The organism is Allobosea sp. Tri-44 (assembly GCF_004123845.1).
In the GTDB taxonomy this organism is placed as follows: Bacteria; Pseudomonadota; Alphaproteobacteria; order Rhizobiales; family Beijerinckiaceae; genus Allobosea.
The window spans coordinates 1-23,599 of the sequence record NZ_NBDP01000003.1; the positions used below are offsets into that span (position 1 = coordinate 1).

General features: G+C 66.4%; 23 protein-coding genes. 12 read left to right on the forward strand and 11 right to left on the reverse strand.

Annotated features, from left to right (window positions below):
• Positions 1–209: DNA translocase FtsK (locus B6S44_RS00025; protein WP_282568158.1), on the forward strand; the 209-nt coding region annotated here is incomplete at its 5' end.
• A 9-nt stretch (positions 210–218) separates the two neighbouring features.
• Here the strand turns inward: B6S44_RS00025 and B6S44_RS00030 are convergent.
• Positions 219–848, reverse strand: coding sequence for a hypothetical protein (locus tag B6S44_RS00030; protein ID WP_129154770.1), 630 nt, complete (start codon positions 846–848; stop codon positions 219–221).
• Between the two features lie 49 nt (positions 849–897).
• Positions 898–1,209, reverse strand: coding sequence for a hypothetical protein (locus tag B6S44_RS00035; protein WP_129154771.1), 312 nt, complete (start codon positions 1,207–1,209; stop codon positions 898–900).
• A gap of 111 nt (positions 1,210–1,320) precedes the next feature.
• On the opposite strand from B6S44_RS00035, the gene B6S44_RS00040 reads away from it, so the two are divergent.
• A complete protein-coding gene (locus B6S44_RS00040) occupies positions 1,321–1,572 on the forward strand; it encodes a hypothetical protein (RefSeq protein ID WP_129154772.1) in 252 nt (83 codons plus the stop codon).
• A 12-nt stretch (positions 1,573–1,584) separates the two neighbouring features.
• Entirely contained in the window at positions 1,585–1,875 is a 291-nt protein-coding gene (locus tag B6S44_RS00045; protein WP_129154773.1) for a hypothetical protein, read from the forward strand.
• Positions 1,876–1,986: 111 nt separating this feature from the next.
• On the opposite strand, the gene B6S44_RS00050 is transcribed toward B6S44_RS00045, so the two are convergent.
• From B6S44_RS00050 to B6S44_RS00065, 4 genes are all read right to left on the reverse strand, one after another.
• Positions 1,987–3,378 (reverse strand): M20 family metallopeptidase, encoded by a 1,392-nt coding sequence (locus B6S44_RS00050; protein WP_129154774.1) that lies wholly within the window; start codon positions 3,376–3,378, stop codon positions 1,987–1,989.
• A gap of 164 nt (positions 3,379–3,542) precedes the next feature.
• Positions 3,543–4,439, reverse strand: a complete 897-nt coding sequence (locus B6S44_RS00055; RefSeq protein ID WP_129154775.1) for an ABC transporter permease — start codon at positions 4,437–4,439, stop codon at positions 3,543–3,545.
• A 1-nt stretch (position 4,440) separates the two neighbouring features.
• Complete coding sequence (locus B6S44_RS00060; protein WP_129154776.1) at positions 4,441–5,358, reverse strand: ABC transporter permease; 918 nt, start codon at positions 5,356–5,358, stop codon at positions 4,441–4,443.
• Positions 5,359–5,459: 101 nt separating this feature from the next.
• Entirely contained in the window at positions 5,460–6,986 is a 1,527-nt protein-coding gene (locus tag B6S44_RS00065) for an ABC transporter substrate-binding protein (protein ID WP_129154777.1), read from the reverse strand.
• Between the two features lie 472 nt (positions 6,987–7,458).
• On the opposite strand from B6S44_RS00065, the gene B6S44_RS00070 reads away from it, so the two are divergent.
• The gene (locus tag B6S44_RS00070; protein ID WP_129154778.1) at positions 7,459–8,409 is read left to right on the forward strand and encodes a LysR family transcriptional regulator; all 951 of its coding nucleotides are present in this window, start codon (positions 7,459–7,461) and stop codon (positions 8,407–8,409) included.
• Complete coding sequence (locus B6S44_RS00075; protein WP_248309375.1) at positions 8,406–9,851, forward strand: SNF2-related protein; 1,446 nt, start codon at positions 8,406–8,408, stop codon at positions 9,849–9,851. Before B6S44_RS00070 ends, B6S44_RS00075 begins: the two co-directional genes overlap by 4 nt.
• A gap of 116 nt (positions 9,852–9,967) precedes the next feature.
• Here B6S44_RS00075 and B6S44_RS00080 read toward each other — a convergent pair whose 3' ends face one another.
• Complete coding sequence (locus B6S44_RS00080) at positions 9,968–10,150, reverse strand: hypothetical protein (RefSeq protein WP_129154779.1); 183 nt, start codon at positions 10,148–10,150, stop codon at positions 9,968–9,970.
• Between the two features lie 153 nt (positions 10,151–10,303).
• On the opposite strand from B6S44_RS00080, the gene B6S44_RS00085 reads away from it, so the two are divergent.
• From B6S44_RS00085 to B6S44_RS00095, 3 genes are read left to right on the forward strand one after another with little or no spacing between them, the layout of a single operon-like run.
• On the forward strand, positions 10,304–11,551 hold the full coding sequence (locus B6S44_RS00085) for a putative DNA modification/repair radical SAM protein (RefSeq protein WP_129155527.1): 1,248 nt from the start codon (positions 10,304–10,306) through the stop codon (positions 11,549–11,551).
• The gene (locus B6S44_RS00090) at positions 11,551–12,996 is read left to right on the forward strand and encodes a UdgX family uracil-DNA binding protein (protein WP_129154780.1); all 1,446 of its coding nucleotides are present in this window, start codon (positions 11,551–11,553) and stop codon (positions 12,994–12,996) included. Before B6S44_RS00085 ends, B6S44_RS00090 begins: the two co-directional genes overlap by 1 nt.
• Positions 12,997–13,048: 52 nt before the next feature.
• Positions 13,049–13,810, forward strand: a complete 762-nt coding sequence (locus tag B6S44_RS00095; RefSeq protein WP_129154781.1) for an SDR family NAD(P)-dependent oxidoreductase — start codon at positions 13,049–13,051, stop codon at positions 13,808–13,810.
• Positions 13,811–13,931: 121 nt separating this feature from the next.
• Here B6S44_RS00095 and puuE read toward each other — a convergent pair whose 3' ends face one another.
• Both puuE and uraH read right to left on the reverse strand, forming a co-directional pair.
• Positions 13,932–15,356, reverse strand: a complete 1,425-nt coding sequence (puuE, locus tag B6S44_RS00100) for an allantoinase PuuE (protein WP_129154782.1) — start codon at positions 15,354–15,356, stop codon at positions 13,932–13,934.
• A 68-nt stretch (positions 15,357–15,424) separates the two neighbouring features.
• The gene (gene uraH, locus B6S44_RS00105) at positions 15,425–15,778 is read right to left on the reverse strand and encodes a hydroxyisourate hydrolase (protein WP_129154783.1); all 354 of its coding nucleotides are present in this window, start codon (positions 15,776–15,778) and stop codon (positions 15,425–15,427) included.
• A 168-nt stretch (positions 15,779–15,946) separates the two neighbouring features.
• Between uraH and B6S44_RS00110 the strand changes: the two genes are divergently transcribed.
• Positions 15,947–17,179, forward strand: a complete 1,233-nt coding sequence (locus tag B6S44_RS00110; protein WP_129155528.1) for a urate hydroxylase PuuD — start codon at positions 15,947–15,949, stop codon at positions 17,177–17,179.
• 182 nt (positions 17,180–17,361) lie between these two features.
• Complete coding sequence (locus tag B6S44_RS00115) at positions 17,362–19,833, forward strand: glycosyltransferase family protein (RefSeq protein ID WP_129154784.1); 2,472 nt, start codon at positions 17,362–17,364, stop codon at positions 19,831–19,833.
• Between the two features lie 127 nt (positions 19,834–19,960).
• Here B6S44_RS00115 and B6S44_RS00120 read toward each other — a convergent pair whose 3' ends face one another.
• Both B6S44_RS00120 and B6S44_RS00125 read right to left on the reverse strand, forming a co-directional pair.
• On the reverse strand, positions 19,961–21,031 hold the full coding sequence (locus tag B6S44_RS00120; protein ID WP_129154785.1) for an NAD(P)/FAD-dependent oxidoreductase: 1,071 nt from the start codon (positions 21,029–21,031) through the stop codon (positions 19,961–19,963).
• Positions 21,032–21,158: 127 nt separating this feature from the next.
• Positions 21,159–21,593 (reverse strand): GlcG/HbpS family heme-binding protein, encoded by a 435-nt coding sequence (locus tag B6S44_RS00125; RefSeq protein ID WP_129154786.1) that lies wholly within the window; start codon positions 21,591–21,593, stop codon positions 21,159–21,161.
• 279 nt (positions 21,594–21,872) lie between these two features.
• Between B6S44_RS00125 and lysM the strand changes: the two genes are divergently transcribed.
• Positions 21,873–22,316 carry a peptidoglycan-binding protein LysM gene (gene lysM / locus B6S44_RS00130; RefSeq protein ID WP_129154787.1) on the forward strand — a complete coding sequence of 148 codons (444 nt, stop codon included), beginning with the start codon at positions 21,873–21,875 and terminating at the stop codon, positions 22,314–22,316.
• A 222-nt stretch (positions 22,317–22,538) separates the two neighbouring features.
• Entirely contained in the window at positions 22,539–23,591 is a 1,053-nt protein-coding gene (locus tag B6S44_RS00135) for a TRAP transporter substrate-binding protein (protein WP_129154788.1), read from the forward strand.
• Positions 23,592–23,599 lie beyond the last annotated feature (8 nt).

Consider the following 23,599-nt stretch of genomic DNA (forward strand, 5'->3'; position numbering starts at 1 on the left):
ACGATCCCTATGAGCAGGCGGTGGCGGTCGTGCTGCGCGACAAGAAGGCCTCGACCTCCTACATCCAGCGCCGCCTGCAGATCGGCTACAACCGCGCCGCCTCGATCATGGAGCGGATGGAGAACGAGGGCATCGTCGGACCGGCCAACCACGCCGGCAAACGCGAGATCCTCGTCGAGACCGGTAGAGCCAGGGAAGACGAGGACTGAGGGGCGGGCTCACTCCGGCCAGGACAGCAGGATCTCGTAGGCCGTTGGCTTGACCAGGCGCATGTCAGGGTCGGACGAAGAGAATTCCTTGTCGCCGGAGAGCCGGTCGAGCGCCTTGGCATCGGCGTCCTTCGGATAACCGAAGCGGATCGTCAGCCTGCAGCCGCCGAAGGCGCCGGCGAGCTTGCCGCCTTTCCAGTCGGCGGCGGTGCCGGAATAGTCCCAGTCGAAGCCGAGAATGCTGAAGGGCTTGGCGTTGGCGGTCTCGACGGCGGCGAGGGCGGTGCCGATGGCGATGCGTGCACTGCCTGGTCCGGCCACGGCCCAGCCCGAGCCCTCGCGGACATAGATCGTGCCGGGCTGCCGGCGCTTCTTGCCGTCGCGCCAGATCAGTTCGAGCCGGCGTTTCCTGTCCTTGGGAAAGAGGATGGCGCCAGCCGCCTTCTCACCTTCGCCGATCTCGATCCGTGCGCGCTGGACGTTGTTGGCGCCGAAAGCCTTGATCAGGGCCGTCTCGTCGGCATCACGGGCGAAGGGGCCGGTGCAGGCGAGGAGGTCAGGTGTCTGCGCCGAAGCCGTTCCGGCCAGGGCGACGAGCGCGATCGCCGCCAGTTGCGATGCAAGTACAAGATTCTTCATGCGGCGCCCCCTGCCGACGACTGGCGGACAGCCGACGGCGCCGCCCGCGTCAGACCTTGGGAGGCTTTGACGCACGATCGAAGACCGGCGTCGCTTCCGTCTTGCCGGCGGGATCCTGGCCGGTCGGGATATCCTCGGCCGCGTGGCGGACCGCCTCCTCCTGTTCGGTCAATCCGTCCGGGGTGTCGTTGGCATCGCTGCCGACGTCATGGACATTGGTTTCGTCGCTTGCCCGACGGCGATCCTTGATCGGCGCGTCCTGATCCGGACGGACCGAGGCGTCCTCCGGGCGCAGCGGATCGTTCGGGATGCGCTCATCGAGCAGTGCGGGATTCTCGCGCGGCTTTCCGTCTTGCGGCATGGCTCTGCTCCGTTGCTGGGTGGCCTGCCGAACCAAGCTGCGAGCCGCGGCATTGTTCCGCGAACCTTCGCGCGGCGCGAGCGTTTCAAGACAAATGCTCAGGAGCGCTTCATGACCATGATTCATAATGCCGGCGGTGCCCCGACCAGCCCGACGCCGCCGCCGGAACTGCCGCCGATGAACCCGGGCGAGGTTTCGCCGGCGCCGCCGATCGAGAACCCGCCGGACAATGAGCCGAACGGCATCCCGAACGATCCGCCGCCGGAGCTGCCGCCGAATGCGCCGCCCGAAGGGCCGCCGGCGACGCCGATCGACCTGCCGCCGGCGCGCGATCCGCGCGAGCCGCAGGAGCCTCGTCAGTAGCGGGAGCGCATCATGGATGACGATCTCGCCGACATGACGCCGGAGCAGCTGATCGCTGAGGTCAGGCGCCTGCGCGCCGGAATCCGCGCGCATCGCGATTCATCCGGGCACGATCTCTGCTGGCACCACCCGCAGCTCTGGGGATTGCTGCCGGAGCAGATCGAGCCGGAGATCGCGGTGCCGCCCTGGCCGAAATTCCTGCGCGGCTGCCTGCACTATCGCGAGAGCCTGGAACGGCAGCGTCCGGACGCTGCGGTGTTCGATCGCGAGTACGATGATCAATTACCCCGGCAAACGGGATGAGACTTTCCGGTCATGGTCGGGCTTGTCCCGACCATCCACGTCTTCCTTCGTGACGTGCGGTGTTCAAGACGTGGGTGCTCGGCACAAGGCCGAGCATGACGGCAGAGCTGCTCAAAGCGCCGGGCGGTCGCTCTCGCCGAGATCCCAGTAGAGCCCGGCCATCAGGCCCAGCGCCTCGCGCGGGATCGCGACCGGGACGTGCTCGTTCGGGGCGTGCTGCGAGCAGCCGGGATAGGAATGCGGCACCCAGATCGTACGCATGCCGACGATATCGGCGAAGATGTCGTTGGGCAGGCCGCCGCCGAGATTGGGCAGAAGCGCCGGCTTCTTGTTGGTGCTCTTCTGCAGCGAGGCCAGCGCCCATTCGACCCACGGATCATCGGGGTCGAGGCGGGTCGCGTTGAACACCGCGTCACGCGCCTTGGTGATCTCGACCATGCCGAAGCCATGGCGGTCGAGATGGCGGCGCAGCGCCGGCATGACGTCGTCGGGATCGATGCCGACGACGAAGCGGAGCGCGCAGCGGGCCCAGGCGCTCGGCGGCACGGCGTTGACCGGGGTCTCCGGCACGCCGGACTTCATCGCCAGCACGTCGAAGGAGCACCAGCCGAAGACCTGCTCGGCCGGCGACAGGCCGGGCTCGCCCCATTCGCGATCGATGGTCGGGCCGTCGGGTCCGCCGTCGATCTCGCAATCGGCCAGTGCCTTGCGCACGGCGGCCGGCAATTCCTTCGGCACCCATTCATGGATGCGAATCTGCCCGGTCGGCGAGGTGATCGAGGCGATGGCGTGGGCGAGCTGGATCGCCGGATCGGAGAGGATGCCGCCCCAGTTGCCGGAATGATGGCCGCCCTCGCGGGCATTGATGGTGAGGTCGAAGGTGACGCCGCCGCGGGCGCCCAAGAAGATCGTCGGGCGCTCGGTATTGAGGCGCGGCCCGTCGGAGGCGATCAGCACGTCCGACTTGAACAGCTCCTTCTGCTCGGTGCAGAGCTCGCGCAAGCCCGGCGAGCCGCATTCCTCGCCCATCTCGATCAGGTATTTGACGTTGAAGCCGAGCTTGCCGCCGCGCGTCTCAAGCACGGATTTCAGCGCGCTGATGTTGATCAGGTGCTGGCCCTTGTTGTCGACGACGCCGCGTCCGTACCAGCGATCGCCGCGCTCGGTGAGGGTCCAGGGCGAGAGGCCTTCCGCCCATTGCGCATCGAGCCCGCGAATGACGTCGCCATGGCCGTAGCCGAAGATCGTCGGCAGGCCTTCGGCCTCGATACGCTGGGCGAAGAGGAAAGGCCCCTTGGCTTTGGGGTGGTTCAGCGTCCGGCAGGAGAAGCCGAGGCTTTCCAGTAAGGGCTGCATCTCCTTTTCCAGATACTCGGTCAGCACCGGGGCGCGCTCGGGGTTCTGGCTCTCGGTCGGCATGGCGATGAGCCGCGACAGATCGCTCTTGAAGCTGCCGGAGTCGAAATAGTCGAGCGCATGGGCGATGGCCTTGGCGCGGGTCATGGGCGTTCTCCGTCTGGACTTGAGTAGCCTAACTCTCAGCTCTCATCCTGAGGAGCGGACGTCAGTCCGCGTCTCGAAGGATGCTCCAGCTGGTTCCGGAGCTTCCTGAAACATCCTTCGAGACGCCGCTGCGCGGCTCCTCAGGATGAGGGCTGTGGGGTGCATCAGTTGCGCTTTTCGGGCGAGATCACGTCGCGCAGACCGTCGCCCGCGAGGTTGATCGCGAAGATCAGCAAAGCCAGCGCCGTGCCGGGCAACGCGATCAGCCAGAACGAGAAGAACATGTAGGCCTTGGCCTCGGAGACCATCAGGCCCCAGGACGGCAGCGGCGGCTGCACGCCGAGGCCGAGGAAGGAGAGAGCGGCTTCGAGCAGGATGGCGCTCGCCGCCTCCAGCGTCGCGACCACGATCAGATGCGGGGCGATGTTGGGCAGGACCTCGCGCAGGATGATGCGCGTCGTGCTGGCGCCGGAAGCCTGCGCTGCCGTGATGTAGTCGAGCGAACGGACCTGCTGCGTCGCGCTGCGCATCACCACGGCGAAACGATCCCATTTCAACAGGCCGAGCACCAGGATGACGATCCAGAGCGAGGAACCGATGATGGCGACGACCGCGAGCGCCACCAGGATGACCGGCATGGCGAGGCGGGTCGTCACCATGAAGGTCACGGCCATATCGATGCGGCCGCCGAAATAGCCGGCGAGCAGGCCCATGGTCGTGCCGATCAGCCCGGCGATGGCGACGACGCTGATGCCGATGATCAGCGAGATGCGGGCGCCGTAGAGCAGACGCGAGAGATAGTCGCGCCCGAGCGGGTCGGTGCCGAGCGGGTGGAGCCAGTTGCCCTTCTCGTACCAAAACGGCGGGACGTTCCGTGCCGTCAGGTTCTGCAGATAGGGGTCGTGCGGCGCCAGCAGCGGGGCGAGCAGAGCCAGCACCACGAACAGCAGCAGTAGTCCGAAGCCGAACAGGAAGGACTTCTGGGCCAGCGCCCGGCGCAGCAGGCGGCGCCCGCCGGTGACGTCGCTGGCCGCGAGGGGGAGGGAGGTCGCGTCGCTCATGTCAGGACACCCGGATGCGCGGATCGAGCCAGGCGTTGGCGATGTCGGCCAGGAGCGTCAGCAGGACGTAGACGACCGAGAGCAGCAGGACGATGACCTGCATGACCGGGAAATCCTTGTAGGTGATGCTCTGATAGGCGAGGTAGCCGAGCCCATCGAGCGCGAAGATCGTCTCGATCACCACTGAGCCGCCGAGCAGGAAGCCGAGCTGGACCGCTGTCAGCGCCACCACCGGAACGGCGGCGTTGCGCAGTGCGTGGGTGATGACGACGGCATAGGGCGACAGGCCCTTGGCGCGGGCGGTGCGGATGTAATCGGCGGAGAGCACCTCGATCATGCCGGCACGGATCAATCGCATGAAGGCCGGGGCGGTGTAGTAGCCCAGCGCGATCGTCGGCATGACGTAATGCAGCCAGGTCCCTGAGCCGGAGACCGGCAGCCAGCGCAGCGTGATCGAGAACAGCATCACCAGGATCAGCGCGAAGAAGAAATTCGGCATCGCCTGGCCGAAGACGGCGATGGCGAGTGCGAGCCGATCGATCCAGCTGTTGGAATAGATCGCGGCGAGCACGCCGAGCGGGATCGAGATCGCCAGCGCGAAGGCGAGCGAGGAGACACCGAGGATCAGCGTCACCGGCAGCTTGGCGAAGACCAGCGTGGCGACGTCGGTCTTGAAATAGATCGAGGTGCCGAAATCGCCCGAGAGCGTCTTCAGCAGCCAGTCAAGATACTGGACGACGAGTGGCCGGTCGAGCCCGTAGGTCTTGCGGATGACGTCGAGATCGGCCTGCTGCGCACCCTCGCCGGCGATCGCGACCGCGATGTCGCCGGAGAGGCGCAGCAGGAAGAAGGCGATGGCCGAGACCGCGAGCGCGACGAGCAGCGCGAGGCCGAGCCGTTTGACGATGAAGCCGAGCACCGGGGCTTCCTTCAGTTCTGGATTCTAAGAGATCATCCCGGTTCGGCACCGCTGAGGTGTCTTGCCCGGGATGACCAGTCCGGTTGGAAGAAGGGAAACCTTTACTTCCAGCCCATCTCCCAGAAGCGGACGAGCTCGTCCGGATAGGCCTTGAAGTTCAGGTCCTTGTTGGCGACGTAGTAGACCGGCAGGGAATAGAGCGGCACGGCGTAGGCCTTGTCGGCGATGATCTTCAGCCCGGCCTTGTAGGCCTCCTTGCGCACCGCCGGATCGACCGAGTTGTTACCCTTTTCCAGGAGGTCGCGGACGGCTGCGTCGCGGGTGATGTCCTCGCTGCGGAAGGCGAAGTAGTTCGGCGTCGCGGCCGAGACGTCGTTGACCGAGAACGAGCCCCAGGTCTGGTGCGTCAGCATCGCCTTGTTGCTGGCGATCTGCTCGCGCATCGCGGCGTATTGCAGGAAGCGCAGATTGGTTTTGATGCCGACGGCCTGGAGGTAGCCGATCAGCGCCTCGGTCTGGTTGCGCTCGCGATAGGCGACGATGTCCATGGTCAGGCTGGGATGGCCGGCTTCCGCCAGCAGCGCCTTGGCCTTGGCGGGGTCGTAAGCGTAGCGCGCCGCGCCATCGTCGGTGCAGCCGAACTGCGAGGGGAAGCAGATCGTGTTGATGACGCGCGAGCCGGTGCCGACGATGTTCTTGACCATCGCCTCGCGGTCGATGGCGTGGATGATCGCCTTGCGGACGCGCTCGTCCTTGAGGGCGGGGGCCGGGCCGTTCTCGAGGATGTTCATCTGCATGAAGACGATACGCATCGTCTCGCCGGAGACGACCTGCAGCGTCGGCACGGCCTGGAGCTGGTCGGCCTGGTCCTTCGGCACGTGCATGATCAGGTCGGCGCCGCCCGAGAGCATCTCGGCCATCTGGGTCTGGCGATCCGGAATGAATCGGATCTCGAACTTGCCGACCTTGGGCTGCGGCTTCGGCGAATCCTTGAAATAGTCCTTGTTGAGCTCGAGCGAGATCGACTTGCCCGGCACGTAGTTCGTGACCTTGTAGGGACCGGAGCCGACCGGCTTGTCGTTCTGTCCCTTGGGGCCGACCTTCTCGTAATACTCGTTCGGGTGGATCACCACCGGGCCGGCGAGATACTCGATCGCGGCCGGGAAGATCTCCTTGGTGGTCAGCCGGACCTTGTACTTGTCCAGCTTCTCAGCCTTGGCGATCCAGTTGACGTTGCCCTGGGTGACGACCTTGTTCTCGGTCTTGGAGATGAAGTTCAGCGTGTAGACGACGTCATCGGCGTCGAACTCCTCGCCATTGTGGAACTTCACGCCCTCGCGCAATTCGAAGTCGATGGTCTTGTCGTCGACCTGCTTCCAGCTCTTGGCGAGCTGGCCTTTGTACTCGTTGGTGGCGGGATCGCGGTAGATCAGCGTGTCCCAGACATTGGCGCCGATGATCACGCCGATGCGGACATTGTTGAAGAATGGATCGACGCTTTCCGGCGCCTGGTCATAGGCGAAGCGGACGGTATTGGCGGCCTTCTGGGCGAAAGCGGGCGTCGCCAGAGCGGTCGCAGCCAGAATGGTTGCGGCCAGGGCCGTGGAGGCCTTGTCGAAGAAGCGCATGTTTTCCCCTCGATGCGTCGTTCGGCTGGGCGGTCTGAGCCGCCGTCATGCCGGCGACACAAACTCTGCACAGCTTCGTGCTTGCCGCCATAAGAATGAATCGAAAGGATCGTTGCCGGGACGGCAATGGGCGTTTAGAGCTTGTCGCGAGTTGGGCTGGGCACGGAACCAGCTTCGTCTTTCCGGGGCAGGCCGAAGGCCTGAGCCCGGAACCCATGGACACGACGGTTACATGAAAAGGCGCGTCATTCCGGACAAGCGGCTTTAGCCGCGCAGCTCCGGAATCCATCGTAGGGCGTCGGAGCTCTACGATGGATTCCGGCACGTCGCTTCGCTCCGGCCGGAATGACGGCGTCTTCTTTGGAGCGGGGCGTGTTCATGGGTTCCGGGCTCGGCCCTGCGGGCCGCCCCGGAAAGACGGTAATGGTTCCGCGCCCGGCTCTCGTTTCGAAGCGATTGCCGAGGCTCAAGCGTGCAAACACCAGCCTTGCGATATTTCCTGGCGGTGGTGCGGACCGGCTCGGTCAGCGCTGCGGCGCAGCGCCTGCGCGTCGCTGCCTCGGCCGTCAGCCGCCAGATCGCCAATCTCGAGAAGGAGCTGGACGCAGCCCTGTTCGAGCGGCGCTCGCACGGCATGATCCTGACCCAGGCCGGCCAGACGCTCGCGGCCTACGCCCAGCGGCTCGAGCTGGAGAGCGAGCAGGTCGTCAGCGAGATCCGCGAACTGCGCGGCGCCAGCAAGGGCCTGATCCGGCTCGGCGTCACCGAGGGCTTCGCGGTCAGCTTCATTCCCGAGGTGATCTTCGCCTTCCGCCAGCAGCACCCCGACGTCGCCTTCGACGTCAAGGTGATGTCGCCACAGGTGGTGACCGAGCATGTCCGCACCGGCACGATCGATCTCGGCCTGACCTTCGTGCTGCAGCAGGAGCGCGGCGTCACCATCAACTGGCAATGCGCGGCGCGGACCTATGCCTTCGTCGCGCCGCACCACCCGCTGGCAGGCAAGGAGGCGGTCAGGGTCGAGGACATCTTCGCCCACCCGGTCGCGGTGCTCGACAGCGAGGCGACCGTGCGCAAGATCGTCGATATCTATTTCTCGGCGCGCGGGCTGACCGTCGACGCCGTCCTGACCTCGACCAATGTCGCGAGCCTGCGCCATTTCTGCAAACTCGGCGGGGCGGTGATGTTCGCAAGCTCGATCACCTTCGGGGCCTCGATCCGCGATGGCTCGGTGGTGGCGCTGCCGCTGAGGGATGGCGACCTGCCGCCGCGCAGCCTGCAGATCCAGACCATGTCGGGCCGGGCGCTGCCGAAGGTGGTGACCAACTTCCTCGGCGTGCTGATCGAGGAGTTGCAGCGCGCCGATGTGCTGGCGGCGATGGCGACGGAGCCGGCTGCAGCTCCCGAGGCCCGGCAGGCATGAGCGTTCCAATGAAGGGCGATGCGCCCGAGATCATGGTGCCGCATCCGCACCAGCTCGTGGCGCGCGATGCGATCCTGGCGGCGCGAGCGGCGGGCAAGCCGGGTTTCCTGCTCGGCGACCTGACCGGGCTCGGCAAGACGCTTTCTGCCTGGCTTGCGATTTCGGCGATGCCGGAGCAGGAGGTGCTGGTGATCTGCCCGAAGGGCGCGATCCCGCAATGGCGGCGCACCATCGCCCATGCCGGCCTGCCGGCGAAGAAGCTCACCCTGATGAATTTCGAGCGGACCAAGTCGTTGCTCGCGCCGCCGCCGGCCAGCAGCAAGCGCTCGACGCGGGCGAAGAACAACGAGCTTGCCAAGCACGGCACGCCGAAGCGGGTCTGGCCGCTGGTCGTGATCGACGAGGCCCACCGCATCCGCAATCCGAACTCGCAGCAGGGGCTGGTCTGCCGGCAGATGGCGGCTGCGTCGCAGTTCACGATCTATATGAGCGCGACGGCAGGGCAGGCCCCGCATGAACTGTCCTATCTCGCGAGATTGCTCGCCGAGGCGACGGGCGCGCCTGGCGGCGACCTCGACGGCTTCCGGGCGCTGATGAAGCGCCTGAAGATGGGCAGGGCCAAGGGGCGCTGGAAGAACTGGAGCTGGGAGCCGAACGAGAGCGACCGCAAGGTGATGGCGGGTCTGCTCTATCGCGGCGCCAACGCCATCGGCCTGCGCCGCCGGCCGGAGGAGATCGCCGGCTGGCCGGAGGTGCAGCGCGAGCTCGCCCCCGTCGCGCTCGATAGCGCCGAGCGCAAGCTCTACGACGCGACCTGGCGTGAGTTCCGCCGCGAGCTCGGCCTCGCAGGGGGATCGACCCGCAAGCCCGCGGGCTGGGCCGCCGATCTGCGCTTCCGCCAGAAGGCGAGCCTATTACGCACCGCCGGCACGGCCGAGTTCTGCCAGGACTTGCTCGAGAATGACGAGCAGGTGGCGATTTCGGTCGCTTTCCTCGAAACCGGGGCGATGCTGGCCGAGAAGCTCTCAGGCAAGGGCTGGCGCGTCGGTTCGATCACGGGCGAGTATTCCGGCGAAGCCAACGAGGCGACCCGGATCGCCTTCCAGACCGGCAGGCTCGATGCCGTCATCTTCACCGTGACCGAGTCGATCTCGCTGCATAAGGCCGAGATGCCCGGTGGTGAACGCGAGCGGGCGCTGGTTGTCCATGATCTGCGCCACAGCGCGATCCAGCTCCAGCAGATCGAGGGCCGCTGCCATCGCGACGGCCAGCACGCGACGATCTTCTACGCCTATGCCGAGGATACGGTGGAGGAGAAGGTCGCCGCGACGGTGCTCGCCCGCATGGCGGCGATGGAAGGCCTTGCCGGCGACGAGACGGCGCTGCTCGACGCCATCGCCGGAGAGGTCGAGCGGGCAGTGCTGGCGCGTGAGGCGGCGTGAGGCCGGAACGTCTTCGTCGTTGCGAGCGAAGCGAAGCAATCCAGTCTCATAGAGCTCTGCCACCCCTGGATTGCTTCGTCGGCTGACGCCTCCTCGCAATGACGGGAGGGGGGCGCTCAATTCATCTGCGAGCGCGGCGGCTCGTCGGGCTTCCGCTCGCCGACGCGCTTGGCCTCGTCGACGACGCGCTCGGTCGCGCCGACCGCCTTATACCAGAGGTCGCGCGTGTAGGCGCCCTGATGGACGATGGCGTCGTAGCCGATCGCGATGACCGCGATCACCAGCAGAATGCGAAACATGGGAACTCCCCCGTCCGAATTGGTCCTCGGCAGAGAACGCGGCGGCGGAAGGCCGGTTCCGATCCGTCGCGCTGCGCGGGGTGCGACGATCATGCAACCTGGAACCTCTGGCGGGTCGGAAGCGTTTGGCTCAATATAGAACATATCATGAACATGGAGGCTGGCTTGACGCAGCTCACCACGCTCCAGAAGCTGGAGATCCTCAGCGACGCCGCGAAATACGACGCCTCCTGCGCTTCCTCCGGCACGACCAAACGCGACTCGGTTGGCGGCAAAGGCATCGGCTCGACCACGAGTTCGGGCATCTGCCATTCCTACGCGCCGGACGGGCGCTGCATCTCGCTGCTGAAGGTCCTTTTGACCAATTTCTGCTCTTACGACTGCGTCTTCTGCATCAATCGCAGTTCGAGCAATGTCCAACGAGCGCGCTTCTCGGTCGAGGAGGTCGTCGCGCTGACGCTGAATTTCTACAAGCGCAACTATATCGAGGGCCTGTTCCTCTCCTCCGGCATCATCCGCTCGCCGGACTACACGATGGGCGAGCTGGTCCGCGTCGCCGAGGCTCTGCGCCTCGATCACGATTTCCGCGGCTATATCCACCTCAAGCTGATCCCGAGCGCGAGCCAGGATCTGATCGATCGCGCGGCGCTGTTCGCCGACCGGGTCTCGATCAATGTCGAATTGCCGAGCGAGACCTCGCTCAAGCGCTTTGCGCCTGAGAAGCAGCCGCTCGATATCCGCAGCGCGATGGGCGGTCTCAAGCTGAAGATCGACGAGTCCGTCGCCGAACGCGAGCGCTCGAAGCGGGCGCCGGTCTTCTCGCCGGCGGGGCAGAGCACACAGATGATCGTCGGCGCCGATGAGGCCAGCGACGCGACCATCCTGCAGCACAGTGCCCATCTCTACGGCGCCTATGGCCTGCGGCGGGTCTATTATTCCGCCTTCAGTCCCATCCCCGACTCGTCGAAGCAATTGCCTTTGTCGGAGCCGCCCCTGATGCGCGAGCATCGGCTCTACCAGGCCGACTGGCTGACGCGCTTCTATGGCTTCGAGGTCGATGAGATTCTCGATGCGGCGCCGGGCGGCATGCTCGACCTTGCTGTCGATCCCAAGCTCGCCTGGGCCTTGCGCCATCGCGGGCGCTTCCCGGTCGATGTCAACCGCGCCGACCGCGAATTGCTGCTGCGCATTCCCGGCCTCGGCACACGCAGCGTCGATCGTATCCTCGCCATGCGGCGGTTCCGGAGCCTGAGGCTGGAGGATGTCGGGCGGCTGGTGCGCTCGCTGCGCGTGCTCAGGCAGTTCATCGTCACCGCCGACTGGCGGCCGGGGGCCGCGCTCGATGGCGAGAGGCTGAAGGCACTACTGGCGCCAAAGCCGCAGCAACTGGCGCTGCTCTGATGTTCGTCGCGCGCCTTTCCCATCCCGCCGATTTCGAGGGCTGGCGCAGCTTCGCCCGGCGGTTTGCGCAGGGCTCCGTCGCGCCGTCGGCGATCGACTGGCCTGTCGGCGACAGCGATTCCGGCCTGTTCGGCGAGGACGTGGTCGCGGGCGGCGAGGACAGGGCGCTCAGCGTGCCGCGCGCCTTCATCGCGTTGGCGCAGGAGGTGATCTGCCATAGCGATGCCACGCGCTTCGACCTGCTCTACCGCCTGCTCTGGCGCTTGCAGGAGGAGCGGGAATTGCTCCAGATCGCCTCCGATCACGATGTCCATCGCGCCGAGGCGCTGGCACGATCGGTCCGGCGCGACATGCACAAGATGACCGCGTTCGTGCGCTTCCGCGAGGTCGATGACGGGCAGGGCGGCGAAGCCTTCGTCGCCTGGTTCGAGCCCGAGCACCACATCCTGGAGAAGGTCGCGGCCTTCTTCGTCGAGCGCTTCACCACGATGCGCTGGACGATCCTGACGCCGCGCGGGACGCTGCTCTGGGACGGGCGCGAGCTTCGGCTCGGCGAGGCGGCGACGCGGGCGCAGGCGCCGACCAGCGACGCGATGGAGGAGTGGTGGCGGACCTATTACGCCAGCATCTTCAACCCGGCCCGGCTGAAGCCGAAGGCGATGAAGGCTGAGATGCCGGTGAAGTACTGGCGGAATCTGCCCGAGGCCGAGCTGATTTCGCCCTTGATCGCCGATGCGGCGCGTCGAACGCAGGAGATGATCATGAGCGCTCCGACCTCACCGCAGAAGCGATGGGCGGCCGCGCCCGAACCAGCCGCTGCCGATCTCTCGGCGATCGAGAGCTGGGAGGAGGCCGCGTCCGCCGCGCGCTCCTGCCGGCGCTGCGACCTCTGGTGCGATGCGACGCAGACGGTCTTCGGCGAAGGTCCACGCAGTGCGCCGGTCGTCTTCGTCGGGGAGCAGCCGGGCGATCAGGAGGACCTCGCCGGCAAGCCCTTTATCGGCCCGGCCGGCAAGGTCTTCGACCGCGCCATGGCCGATGCCGGGCTCGACCGCACCCAAGCCTATGTCACCAATGCGGTGAAGCACTTCAAATTCCAGCTGCGCGGCAAGCGGCGCATCCACGAGAAGCCGAATGCCGGGGAGGTCAAGGCGTGCCGCTTCTGGCTCGATCTCGAGCTCGGCTTCGTCAAGCCGCAATTGGTGGTGGCGCTCGGCGCGACCGCGCTCAAGGCGCTGACCGGCCATGCCGGCTCGCTGACGGCGGCGCGTGGGCGCGAGCTCGCCCTGCCGGATGGCACGCCGCTGCTGGCGACCGTCCATCCCTCCTATCTGCTGCGCCTGCCGGACGAGGATGCGAAGGAGGCCGAGACCAGGCGCTTCATCGCCGACCTCAAGCAGGTCGGCAGCCTTGTACCGACTTTACGTCTGCCGAAGGCGGCTTGACCGTTACTGACTCGCAGTGTCCGCTGCCGCGGCGTTCGCGATAGGCAGGCCAATGTTCGACGATCTCAACGGCAAGCGGATTTTGGTGACGGGTGCCTCCTCGGGGCTTGGCGCACATTTCGCCCGGCTGCTTGCGGGCAAGGGCGCGCTGGTCGCCGCCGCGGCACGCCGGACCGACCGGCTTCAGGAGCTGGCGCGTGAGGGCGAGGGGCTGCCGGGCCGGGTCATCCCGCTCGCGCTCGATGTGAGTTCCGTCGCGGCGATCGAGGCGGGCGTCGCTGAGGCCGCCGGGCTGCTCGGCGGGCTCGACGTGCTCGTCAACAATGCCGGCGTCGGCGAGACGGAAGCTGCGCTCTCGGTCAGCGAGGCGCAATGGGACGCCCAGCTCGACGTCAACCTGAAGGGCTGCTTCTTCGCCGCTCAGTCCGCAGCGAAGATCATGGCCGATCAGGCCAGCGGCGGCGCGATCGTCAATATCGCCTCGATCCTCGGCGAGCGCGTCGCGGGCCGGGTCGCGCCCTATGCGATCTCTAAGGCCGGGCTGATCCAGATGACCAAGGCGCTGGCACTGGAATGGGCAAGGCACGCGATCAGGGTCAACGCGCTGGCGCCGGGCTATGTTGTCACCGACATCAACCGGGAGTTCTTCGCGAGCGAGGCGGGCGAGGCGCTGAAGAAGCGGATCCCGATGCGCCGGGCCGGCGAGCTCGACGACCTCGACGGGCCGCTGCTGCTGCTCTCGTCCGATGCCGGGCGCTACATGACCGGCGCCGTCGTCGCGGTCGATGGCGGGCATCTGGTCAGCGGGCTGTAGGAATCCGATCGCGCTCTTCCGTCATTGCGAGCGAAGCGAAGCAATCCAGGAGCGGAAGAGCTCTACGTCTTCCTGGATTGCTTCGTCGCTGCGCTCCTCGCAATGACGAGGATGTCCTCCTTCAAGCGGCGGGCAGCAGGTCCTTCAGCCGGATCAGGGCGATCTTCTCGACCTGCGCCAGCGCCGTCGCGAACTCCTGCTCCGGCGTGCTCTTCAGTCGTTCTTCGAAGGAGGCGAGGATGTCCGCCTTGGTCAGCCCCTTGACCGCGAGAATGAAGGGGATGCCGAAGCGCGCCTTGTAGGCTTCGTTCAGCGCGGTGAAGCGGGCGCGCTCGTCCGATGTCAGGCGGTCGAGCCCTGCCGAGCCCTGCTCATTGGCCGATTCCGGTGTCAGCTCGCCGGCAGCGGCGATCTTGCCGGCGAGGTCGGGATGGGCATCGAGCAGCGCCTTCTGCCGCTCGCGCGGGGCCTTGCGCATCACCGCGACCATCGCTTTGTGTAGTTCTTCGGCCGTGTCCTGCATCGGGGAGAGCCCTGCTGCATGGGTCTGCTCGGCGATCCAGGGCGAGTGCTCCCAGACGCGGCCATAGACCTCGGTGAACAGCGCCTGCGGCAGGCGCGACGGCTTGTAGCCGTCGGCCGGCGGCTGCGTCCTGACCCAATGGCGGGCGATGTCGAGTCGGGTCGCGACCCAGACCCGATCATGGCTTTGGACATAGTCGAGGAAGCGGGCGAGCGCGGCGGCGCGGCCGGGCCGGCCGACGAGCCGGCAATGCAGGCCGACCGACATCATCTTCGGCGCGGTCTCGCCTTCGGCATAGAGCGTGTCGAACGAGTCCTTGAGATAGGCGAAGAACTGATCGCCGCTGTTGAAGCCCTGCGGCGTTGCAAAGCGCATGTCGTTGGCGTCGAGCGTATAGGGCACAGCGAGTTGCGGGCCATGAGGGCCTTCGAGCCAATAGGGCAGTTCGTCGGCATAGACGTCGGCGGTATAGAGGAAGCCGCCTTCTTCCATGGTCAGGGGAATGGTGTTGACCGAGGTCCGGCCCTGATAGCAGCCGAGCGGGCGTGTCCCGGCGAGCTCTGTCTGGATGCGGATCGCCTCGGCGATATGCGCGCGCTCGGTCTCGGCCGGCAGGTCGCGATAGTCGATCCATTTCAGGCCGTGGGTCGCGATCTCCCAGCCGGCTTCCTGCATCGAGGCGACGATCTCCGGATAGCGCTGCAGGGCCGAGGCGACGGCGAAGACCGTGACCGGCATGTTCCGCTCGGTGAACATCCGCCAGAGTCGCCAATAGCCGGCGCGCGAGCCGTATTCGTAGATCGACTCCATGTTCATGTGGCGCTGGCCGGGCCAGGGTGCTGCGCCGACGATCTCGGAGAGGAAGGCCTCCGAGGCGGCATCGCCATGCAGGATGTTGTTTTCGCCGCCCTCCTCGTAATTCACCACGAACTGCACGGCGATGCGGGCCTCGCTGGGCCAGTGCGGATGCGGCGGGTTGCGGCCATGGCCGACGAGGTCGCGGGGGTAGGGCGAGGGGTTCATAGGCTGATTCAAGTCCATGCGACGGAGATTCAAGAGCGACGTGCAAGCCGTTGGCGACAGAGTCGTTTTCAGCTGCCGCGATAGGTCGAATAGCTCCAGGGCGAAGCGAGCAGGGGGACGTGATAATGCCCTTGCGGCTCGGCGATGGCGAAGCGGATCGGCACGAGATCGAGGAAGGCGGGCTCGGGCAGTTTCGTTCCGAGATGGCGGAAATAGTCGCCGATCGCGAAGGTCAGCTCGTAGCTGCCGACGGGCAACGTGCCGGTGAGCAGCGGTGCATCGGTGCGGCCGTCGACATTGGTCACGGTGTCGACGACACGCTCGCGACTGCCATCCGGCAGCAGCGCGTCGAGCGCGATCGCGACGCCAGCGGCCGGCTTGCCGCGGACCGTATCGAGCACATGCGTCGACAGGCGCCCCATGCCTTAAAACCTCTCGTTGAAGCCGCGCCGCGCGGCCGGAATGCCGCTTGCCTTCCGAAGGCGCGAACCTAGTCTTGAAGGCGATGCAAGTTCCATCCCGGATTCGGCCCTGTCAATTCGCTCGCATGCGGCTCTGCCTGGAGCACATCCGTGCTTGAGGCCTATCTGATGGAATGGGGCAGCCAGCTCTTGCGTTGGCTGCATGTGATCGCGGCGATCGCCTGGATCGGCTCGTCCTTCTTCTTCATTCATCTCGACGCTTCGCTCCGGGCAGCGCCCGACGCGCCCAGGACCGAAGCCGGCCAGCCGACGCAGTTCCTCGCCTGGCAGGTCCATGGCGGCGGCTTCTATGCGATGCGCAAATACCTGGTCGCGCCGGAGGTGCTGCCGAAGGAGCTGACCTGGCACAAATGGCAGGCCTACTGGACCTGGATCTCCGGCTTCTTCCTGCTGGTCTGGGTCTACTACGCCCAGTCGGAGCTCTATCTGATCGACCCTGCTGTGATGGCGCTCTCGCCCTTCGCGGCGGGTGCGATCGGCATCGCGGCGCTGGCCGGCGGCTGGCTGTTCTACGACCTGCTCTGCAGGTCGCCGCTGGGCAAGAATGATGTCGTGCTCGGTCTGCTCGGATTCGGCTATGTGGTTGCCGCCAGCTGGGCCTTCGCCTCGGTCTTCTCGGGGCGCGGCGCGCTGATCCATACCGGCGCGTTGATGGCGACGATCATGTCGGCCAATGTCTTCTTCGTGATCATGCCCGGCCAGCGCAAGACCATCGCTGCGATGGTCGCCGGCGAGGTGCCCGATCCGAAATACGGCAAGCAGGCCAAGCAGCGCTCGCTGCACAACAACTACATCACCCTGCCGGTGCTGTTCCTGATGCTGGCGAACCACTACCCGGTGACCTACGCCAATTCGGTGGTGATCCCGGCCCTGGTCGCGCTGATCATCGTCGCCGGCGCGCTGATCCGGCACTTTTACAATGTCCGCCATGCCGATCATGCGAAATCGCCATGGTGGACCTGGGCGGTGGCGGCGCTGGCGCTTTGGCTCGCCTTCTGGGTGGCGATGGCATCCTCTCCGGGTGGGCGCGAGCGGCTCGGCCTGAAGCCGCTCGAACCGGTGAAGCCGGTCATGCTCGCCGGCCTCGTGCCGCCCTCGTCCGAGGTCGCCAACATCGTCACCGGCCGCTGCGCCATGTGCCACGCGCCGGAGCCGTCCTGGCCCGGTATCGGGATCGCGCCCAAGGGCGTCTATCTGCACGAACCCGAGCTGATCGCCCGCCAGCGCCGCGCCATCGGCATGCAGGCGGTGCTGACCCATGCCATGCCGCCGAACAACCTCTCAGGCATGACCGAGGGCGAGCGGCGCGTGCTCGCCGCCTGGGTTGCGCAGAAGCGCTGACTCCGCGCTGCTGACAGCGGCATGGTGACGCTGCCATGCCACAGTCAGGCGCGTGATCCGCGCCATTCAGTTTCATTCAGTTTCGGTTCATCGCGGAACCATCATCGTCGACCCTGATCACATCGGCGTGATCGGCGCGTGATCATGCGCGGCCGGGAGCGCCAGGGGCCTTGGGGGTCCAGTTGAAAGCGGTTTGGAGATCGGGCTCCAGCTACTGGCTGGCGGCCGCGCTGTTCTGTTGCGCCTGGGTGGCGCTGTGCTGGCCCTGGCTGTCGGGGGCGGTGACGATTCCGTTCGACGCCAAGGCGCATTTCCAGGCGCAGATCCAGTTCCTGGCGCAGGCGCTGCATTCGGGCCAGTCGCCGTTCTGGACGCACAACGTCTTCGCCGGCTCGCCGCAGGTCGCCGACCCGCAATCGCTGATCTTCTCGCCCGCCATCCTGCTCGCGCTGTTCAACTCCTCGCCGAGCTTCCGCGCGGTCGATGCCTATGTGCTGGCGCACCTGCTCGTCGGCGGGCTCGCCATGCTGATGTTCTTCCGCGACCGCAACTGGCATCCGGCCGGGGCGCTGCTGGCGGCGCTGGTCTTCGCTTTCGGCGCCTCGGCCGCCTGGCGCGTCCAGCATGTCGGGCAGATCGCCAGCTTCGCCTTCTTCGGCCTTGCCTTCTGGCTGACGGCGCGAATGCTGCAACGCGCTTCGCTGCGCTATGGCCTGCTCGCCGGCTTCGCCGCCGGCATGATGGTGCTCGAGCCCGATCAGGTCGCGCTGCTCGGCGCCTATATCCTGATCGGCATGGTGGTGGCCTATTGGCTCGCGGAAGGCTGGGCGGGGTTCCGCGCCAGCCTCGCGCCGATCGCGGCGGCCTGTTTCGCCGGCATCGTCACCATCGCCGTCCCCTTGCTCTGGACCTGGCTTTTCGCCGAGGCGACGACGCGGCCGGCGATCGACCTCGTCGAAGCCGGCAGGGGCTCGCTCCACCCGGCCTCGCTGCTGACCGCCTTCGTCGGCGACCTCTTCGGCGTGCGCGATCCGTCGGTCGAGTTCTGGGGGCCCTACAGCCCGGACTGGAATGCCAAAGAGCTCTTCCTCTCCAAGAATATGGGGCAGGTCTATGTCGGGGCGCTGCCCTTCCTGCTTCTGATCGTGCCGGGGCTGACGCGCGGCTGGCTCTGGGACAGAGCGATCCGGCCCTACACCATCCTGTTCGTGCTGATAGTGCTGTTCGCGCTCGGTCGCTACACGCCGCTGTTCCACCTGGCCTATGAGTATCTGCCGGGCGTCAAGGTGTTCCGGCGGCCGGCCGACGCGACCTTCCTGATCGGCGGGCTCGGGGCGGTGCTGTCAGGCTATCTGCTGCATCGCATCCTCAGCGAAGAGCAGCAGGGCGCGATCTGGCGCGATCTCGGCATTGGCATCGGCGCGATCGCCCTGCTCATTGGCCTCGCTCTGCTGGTGGCGCGCCAGGCTGGGCATCTCGGCGAAGCCTTGGTACCAAGCGCGACGGCAGCGGCCTGGTTCGTGACGGCGCTTCTGCTGCTCGTCGTACTGACGCGCTGGCGTGGCGCTGCGGCTCCGCTCGTCGCGAGCCTGATCGTGACGGGCGTCGTCGCCGCCGATCTCGCCGCCAACAACGGCCCGAACGAGGCCACGGCGCTGGCGCCGGAGGTCTACGACGTGCTGCGGCCGGAGACCAAGAACGAGACCGTCGCCGTGCTGAAGAAGCTCATCGTGCAGCCGCCGGATTCGCCGCGGCGCGACCGGGTCGAACTGCTCGGCATGGGCTTCGAATGGCCCAATGCCGGCATGATCCACGGCTTCGACCACACGCTGGGCTACAACCCGCTGCGGCTCGCCGATTTCTCGGAGGCGGTCGGCACGCGCGATTCGATCGCTGCGCCGGGCGAACGCGTGTTCACACCGCTGTTTCCGTCCTATCGCTGCCGCCTCGCCGATTTCCTCGGCCTGCGCTACATCGCGACGCGGGTGCCGATCGGCGAGGTCGACCGCTCGCTGCGCGACGGCGACCTCAAGCTGGTCGCCTATACCAAGGACGGCTACATCTACGAGAACCCGCGGGCGCTGCCGCGCGTGATGTTCGTCGGCGGCTGGCAGCTCGCCGATTTCGACGGGATGAAATCGGCCGGGCAATGGCCGGAGGCCGATCCGCAGCGTGTCGTGCTGCTCGAGCAGGAGCCGGAGCCCGGCGTGCCGGATGGACCGGTCGCGAGCAATGCCGAGGTCAAGCTGAAGCGCTACCGCAACACGGTGGTCGAGATCGAGGTCACGACCGCGCAGCCCGGCTTCGTCGTGCTGAACGACATCTGGCATCCCTGGTGGCGGGCCGAGCTCGACGGGCAGGAAGTCGAGATCCTCAAGGCCAATGTCCTGTTCCGCGCCGTGCAGGTCCCGGCCGGCACGCACAAGATCCGCTTCAGCTTCCACCCGCTCGACGGCGCGATCGCCGAATTGCGCGACCGCGTGACACCGCCGGAGGAAGAGGGCGTGGTCGCGGAGGCGCCGACGCATAGCGGCCCGTCCGGCTCGCTGGCGACGCGGCTCCAGCCGGTTCCGCCCGAGCCGATCGCGCGCCCGGCGCGCGATTTGGCCGCGCATGACATGCAGACATCGTCCGTCATGTCGGTGGTGCGGTAGAGCTTCACACACGTCATGCTCGGCCTCGAGCCGAGCATCTCAGGCAGAACGAAGCTGATGCAGGAGCCTTCTTGTCACGAGATTCTCGGGTCTGCGCTTCGCTTCGCCCGAGAATGACGCGTGAGCCTCAGGCCACGCCGAGCTTCTTCTGCAGGGCCGTCGACGAGGTCGTGTACTGGAAGGTCAGCCGCTTCTCCGGATAGACGTAGCGGTGGACCTTCTGGGCGGCGAGGGCCGCCTCGTGGAAGCCCGACAGGATCAGCTTCAGCTTGCCCGGATAGGTGTTGATGTCGCCGATGGCGAAGATGCCGGGCACATTGGTCTCGAACTTCTCGGTATCGGCCGGGACCAGGTTCTCGTGGAGGTTCAGGCCCCAATCGGCGATCGGCCCGAGCTTCATGGTGAGGCCGAAGAAGGGCAGCATCGTATTGCAGGCGATCTCGAAATCGGCTCCCGCAGTGTCGCGGCAGATCGCACCCTGGAGGTCATTGCCTTCGCCCTTCAGCCCGAGCACCTGGCCGAGCTTGAGATCCATCGCCCCTGAGGCGACGAGGGCGCGCATCTGCTCGACCGAGTGGGGCGCGGCGCGGAAATCGTCGCGCCGGTGCATCAGCGTCACGCGCCTGGCGATCGGCTGCAGGCTCAGCGTCCAGTCGAGCGCCGAATCGCCGCCGCCGACGATCAGGATCTCGCGGTCGCGGAAGACCTCCATCTTGCGCACGGCATAGTGGACGCCGCCGCCGTCACGGCGGCCCTCATAGGCCTCGATGCCCGGGATCGGCGGCTTCTTCGGCTGGAAGGAACCGCCACCGGCGGCGATCAGGATCGCTTTCGTCTCGAAAACCGTGCCGGCGTCGGTGCGCAGACGGAAGCGCGGTGCCTCGGCGGTGCCGAGCACCTCGACCTGCTCGATCATCTGGTTGAGATGAAAGGTCGCGCCGAAGGGCTTGATCTGCTCCATCAGGTTGTCGACCAGCCCCTGGCCGGTGACGAGCGGGAAGCCCGGAATGTCGTAGATCGGCTTTTCCGGATAGAGCTCAGCGCATTGGCCGCCGACCTTGGGCAGGATGTCGACGAGGTGGGCCTTGATGTCGAGCAGGCCGAGCTCGAACACGGCGAACAGGCCGCAAGGGCCGGCGCCGATGATCAGCACGTCGGTCTGGACGGTTTCGCCCTCGATGGCGGCGGCGATGTTCATAGTCGCGGTTCCTAAAGACGGCTTCAAGGGCCGCCGGTCACGCACCCGTTGCCGGAAATCCGCCGGCCTTGCAATGCGACATGGCGCAGGGCCGGGCAGGCAGGGCCGCATGTGACGATAGCAGAGTTCAGCCGCCGGTTTCAGCAACGAGGCCGGCTGCGGCGATGCCGGCGAGCGCCGCAGCCTCGTCATTGTCGGAGGTGTCGCCGGAAATGCCGACGACGCCGATGAGGTCGCCATCGGCATTGCGGACCAGCGCGCCGCCGGGGACAGGCACCATCGGCCCGCCGACCGAGAGGGCGACGCCGTTGATGAAGTGCGGGCGCTCCAGCGCCATCTTGTTGAGGGTGCGCGGGCCGACGCCGAGCGCGATCGCGCCATTGGCCTTGCCGAGCGCAATCTCGCCGCGCTTCAGGCTGGTGCCGTCCTGCGCCAGGAAGAATTTCTGCGCACCACGCGCATCGAGCACTGCGATGGCGAGCGGCTTCAGGGCATTGTCGCGTGCATATTTGAGAGCGCCGTCGACGATCACGCTGGCCTGTTCAAGGGTAAGTGCGGTCATGGCTGCCTTTCACGGTGTCGATGACGGGCGTTCTCTGGTTCGGCTCCGTTCTGCCAGCGCCGGCAGCGCGAGGGAAGGGCAGCGGCGTGGTTTCGTCTTGCAGGTTTCGTCTTGCAGTTGTCGTTCCGAATGGGCTTCATGGATTGCCCGTCTCGGAATGTGTTCCGCAAGGTGACGCCACTTTTGCGACCAGAACATGCTCCAAGGCTGTGGAGCTACGCGAAGCCCGATCGTTCGGCCAATCCTGGCGGGGCGGCGAGTGCGTTAGGAGAACACGCTATGGGTCTGTTCAGTTTCATCAAGGAAGCCGGCGCCAAGATCTTCGGGTCGAGCTCGGCCAATGCGGCGACGGCAGATCAGTTGCAGAAGGAACTGGCCGGCCATGGCCTGCCTTCGGACGTCAAGATCGACGTCTCGGGCGACAAGGTGAAGGTCTCCGGTAAGGCACTGAGCACCGAGGAGGCCGAGAAGATCATCCTGGCGATCGGCAACACCGCCGGCGTCGGTTCGGTCGAATCGGAGCTGATCGTCAACAAGGAGGCGGCCGCCGCGGTGTTCTACACGGTGAAGAAGGGCGATACGCTCTGGAAGATCGCCGAGGAGAATTACGGCCAGGGCAAGGGCGCCAAGTACACCGAGATCGTCAAGGCCAACACGCCTCCGGTGAAGGATCCCGATCTGATCCAGCCGGGCTGGGTGCTGCGCATTCCGCCGCTGGCCTGATCACGCTCGCGAGAGCTGCCCGCCGGGGAAGAACCGGCGGGCTTGCGAATTAGTTACGAATGAAACTATAAGGCCTGGAAGGCGTGAGACTTCCGGCCAGTTTGCATCGGGGCCGGTTTGATCCATCTTGCGTCTTTGCGAGACGGGCCAGCCGGCCTTTTGTCGGCAAGGCCCGCGGCAGGGTGAACGAAACAACGCAGAATTCCCGGGGAGGGGACCCAAATGAGCTTTGATCGCCGCAAGTTCCTGACGCTCGCCGGCTCGGCCGTGGCCGCTCCGGCGGTGCTGCGCGCCAGCCGTGCCAATGCTCAGGAAGTGACGCTGCGCATGCACCACTTCCTGCCGCCGGTGGCGAACGGACACTCCAAGTTCCTGAAGCCCTGGGCCGACAAGGTCGGTGCCGAATCGAACGGCCGGATCAAGATCGACATCTTCCCGTCGATGCAGCTCGGCGGCACTCCGCCTCAGCTCTACGACCAGGCCCGCGACGGCGTCGTCGACATCGTCTGGACGTTGCCCGGTAACACCCCCGGCCGCTTCACCGGGATCGAGGCGTTCGAGCTGCCCTTCGTGGCGAACAAGCGGGCGCTGGTGAACTCGCTGGCGCTGACCGACTACGCCAGCGAGCACCTCAAGGACGAGTTCAAGGACATCCATCCGATCTGCTTCTGGGCGCATGATCACGGCCTGATCCACGCCAACAAGACGGTGAAGACGATGGAGGACCTGAAGGGTCTGAAGCTGCGCTTCCCGACCCGCCTCGCCGGCGAGGCGCTGCGCGCGCTCGGCGTCAACGCCATCGGCATGCCGATCCCGCAGGTGCCGGAATCGCTGGCGCAGCGCGTGATCGACGGCTGCGTCGTGCCCTGGGAGGTCGTGCCCTCGATCAAGGTTCAGGAGCTGGTCAAGAATCATACCGAGATCCCGGGCTCGCCGACCCTTTATGTTGCGACCTTCGTGCTCGCGATGAACAAGGCGAAGTATGAGGGGCTCGCGCCCGACCTCAAGGCGATCCTCGACAAGAACTCGGGCGCCGTTGCCTCGGCCATGGCGGGCAAGGTCTGGGACGAGCAGGCGATCGTCGTCTCCGAGATGGTCAAGAAGCGCGGCAACAGCATCACCACCATCGACGAGGCCGAAGCGGCGCGCTGGCGCAAGACGACCGAGCCGGTGATCGAGGGCTGGATCAAGACCGCCAAGGACAAGGGCCTCGATGGCGAGAAGCTGCTCGCCGCCGCCCGCGCCGCGCTGACCAAGCACCAGAACGCCGCCTGATCGCCGCG

Bases quoted from the DNA above. Each gene is read 5' to 3' on its own strand.
- B6S44_RS00075 (WP_248309375.1), top strand. From the start codon at position 8,406: ATGAGCGTTCCAATGAAGGGCGATGCGCCCGAGATCATGGTGCCGCAT.
- B6S44_RS00090 (WP_129154780.1), top strand. From the start codon at position 11,551: ATGTTCGTCGCGCGCCTTTCCCATCCCGCCGATTTCGAGGGCTGGCGC.
- B6S44_RS00095 (WP_129154781.1), top strand. From the start codon at position 13,049: ATGTTCGACGATCTCAACGGCAAGCGGATTTTGGTGACGGGTGCCTCC.
- B6S44_RS00035 (WP_129154771.1), bottom strand. From the start codon at position 1,209: ATGCCGCAAGACGGAAAGCCGCGCGAGAATCCCGCACTGCTCGATGAG.
- B6S44_RS00110 (WP_129155528.1), top strand. From the start codon at position 15,947: ATGGAATGGGGCAGCCAGCTCTTGCGTTGGCTGCATGTGATCGCGGCG.
- B6S44_RS00055 (WP_129154775.1), bottom strand. From the start codon at position 4,439: ATGAGCGACGCGACCTCCCTCCCCCTCGCGGCCAGCGACGTCACCGGC.
- uraH (WP_129154783.1), bottom strand. From the start codon at position 15,778: ATGGGGCGCCTGTCGACGCATGTGCTCGATACGGTCCGCGGCAAGCCG.
- B6S44_RS00040 (WP_129154772.1), top strand. From the start codon at position 1,321: ATGACCATGATTCATAATGCCGGCGGTGCCCCGACCAGCCCGACGCCG.
- B6S44_RS00125 (WP_129154786.1), bottom strand. From the start codon at position 21,593: ATGACCGCACTTACCCTTGAACAGGCCAGCGTGATCGTCGACGGCGCT.
- B6S44_RS00030 (WP_129154770.1), bottom strand. From the start codon at position 848: ATGAAGAATCTTGTACTTGCATCGCAACTGGCGGCGATCGCGCTCGTC.
- B6S44_RS00135 (WP_129154788.1), top strand. From the start codon at position 22,539: ATGAGCTTTGATCGCCGCAAGTTCCTGACGCTCGCCGGCTCGGCCGTG.
- B6S44_RS00085 (WP_129155527.1), top strand. From the start codon at position 10,304: ATGGAGGCTGGCTTGACGCAGCTCACCACGCTCCAGAAGCTGGAGATC.
- B6S44_RS00050 (WP_129154774.1), bottom strand. From the start codon at position 3,378: ATGACCCGCGCCAAGGCCATCGCCCATGCGCTCGACTATTTCGACTCC.
- B6S44_RS00045 (WP_129154773.1), top strand. From the start codon at position 1,585: ATGGATGACGATCTCGCCGACATGACGCCGGAGCAGCTGATCGCTGAG.
- puuE (WP_129154782.1), bottom strand. From the start codon at position 15,356: ATGAACCCCTCGCCCTACCCCCGCGACCTCGTCGGCCATGGCCGCAAC.
- B6S44_RS00080 (WP_129154779.1), bottom strand. From the start codon at position 10,150: ATGTTTCGCATTCTGCTGGTGATCGCGGTCATCGCGATCGGCTACGAC.
- lysM (WP_129154787.1), top strand. From the start codon at position 21,873: ATGGGTCTGTTCAGTTTCATCAAGGAAGCCGGCGCCAAGATCTTCGGG.
- B6S44_RS00065 (WP_129154777.1), bottom strand. From the start codon at position 6,986: ATGCGCTTCTTCGACAAGGCCTCCACGGCCCTGGCCGCAACCATTCTG.
- B6S44_RS00120 (WP_129154785.1), bottom strand. From the start codon at position 21,031: ATGAACATCGCCGCCGCCATCGAGGGCGAAACCGTCCAGACCGACGTG.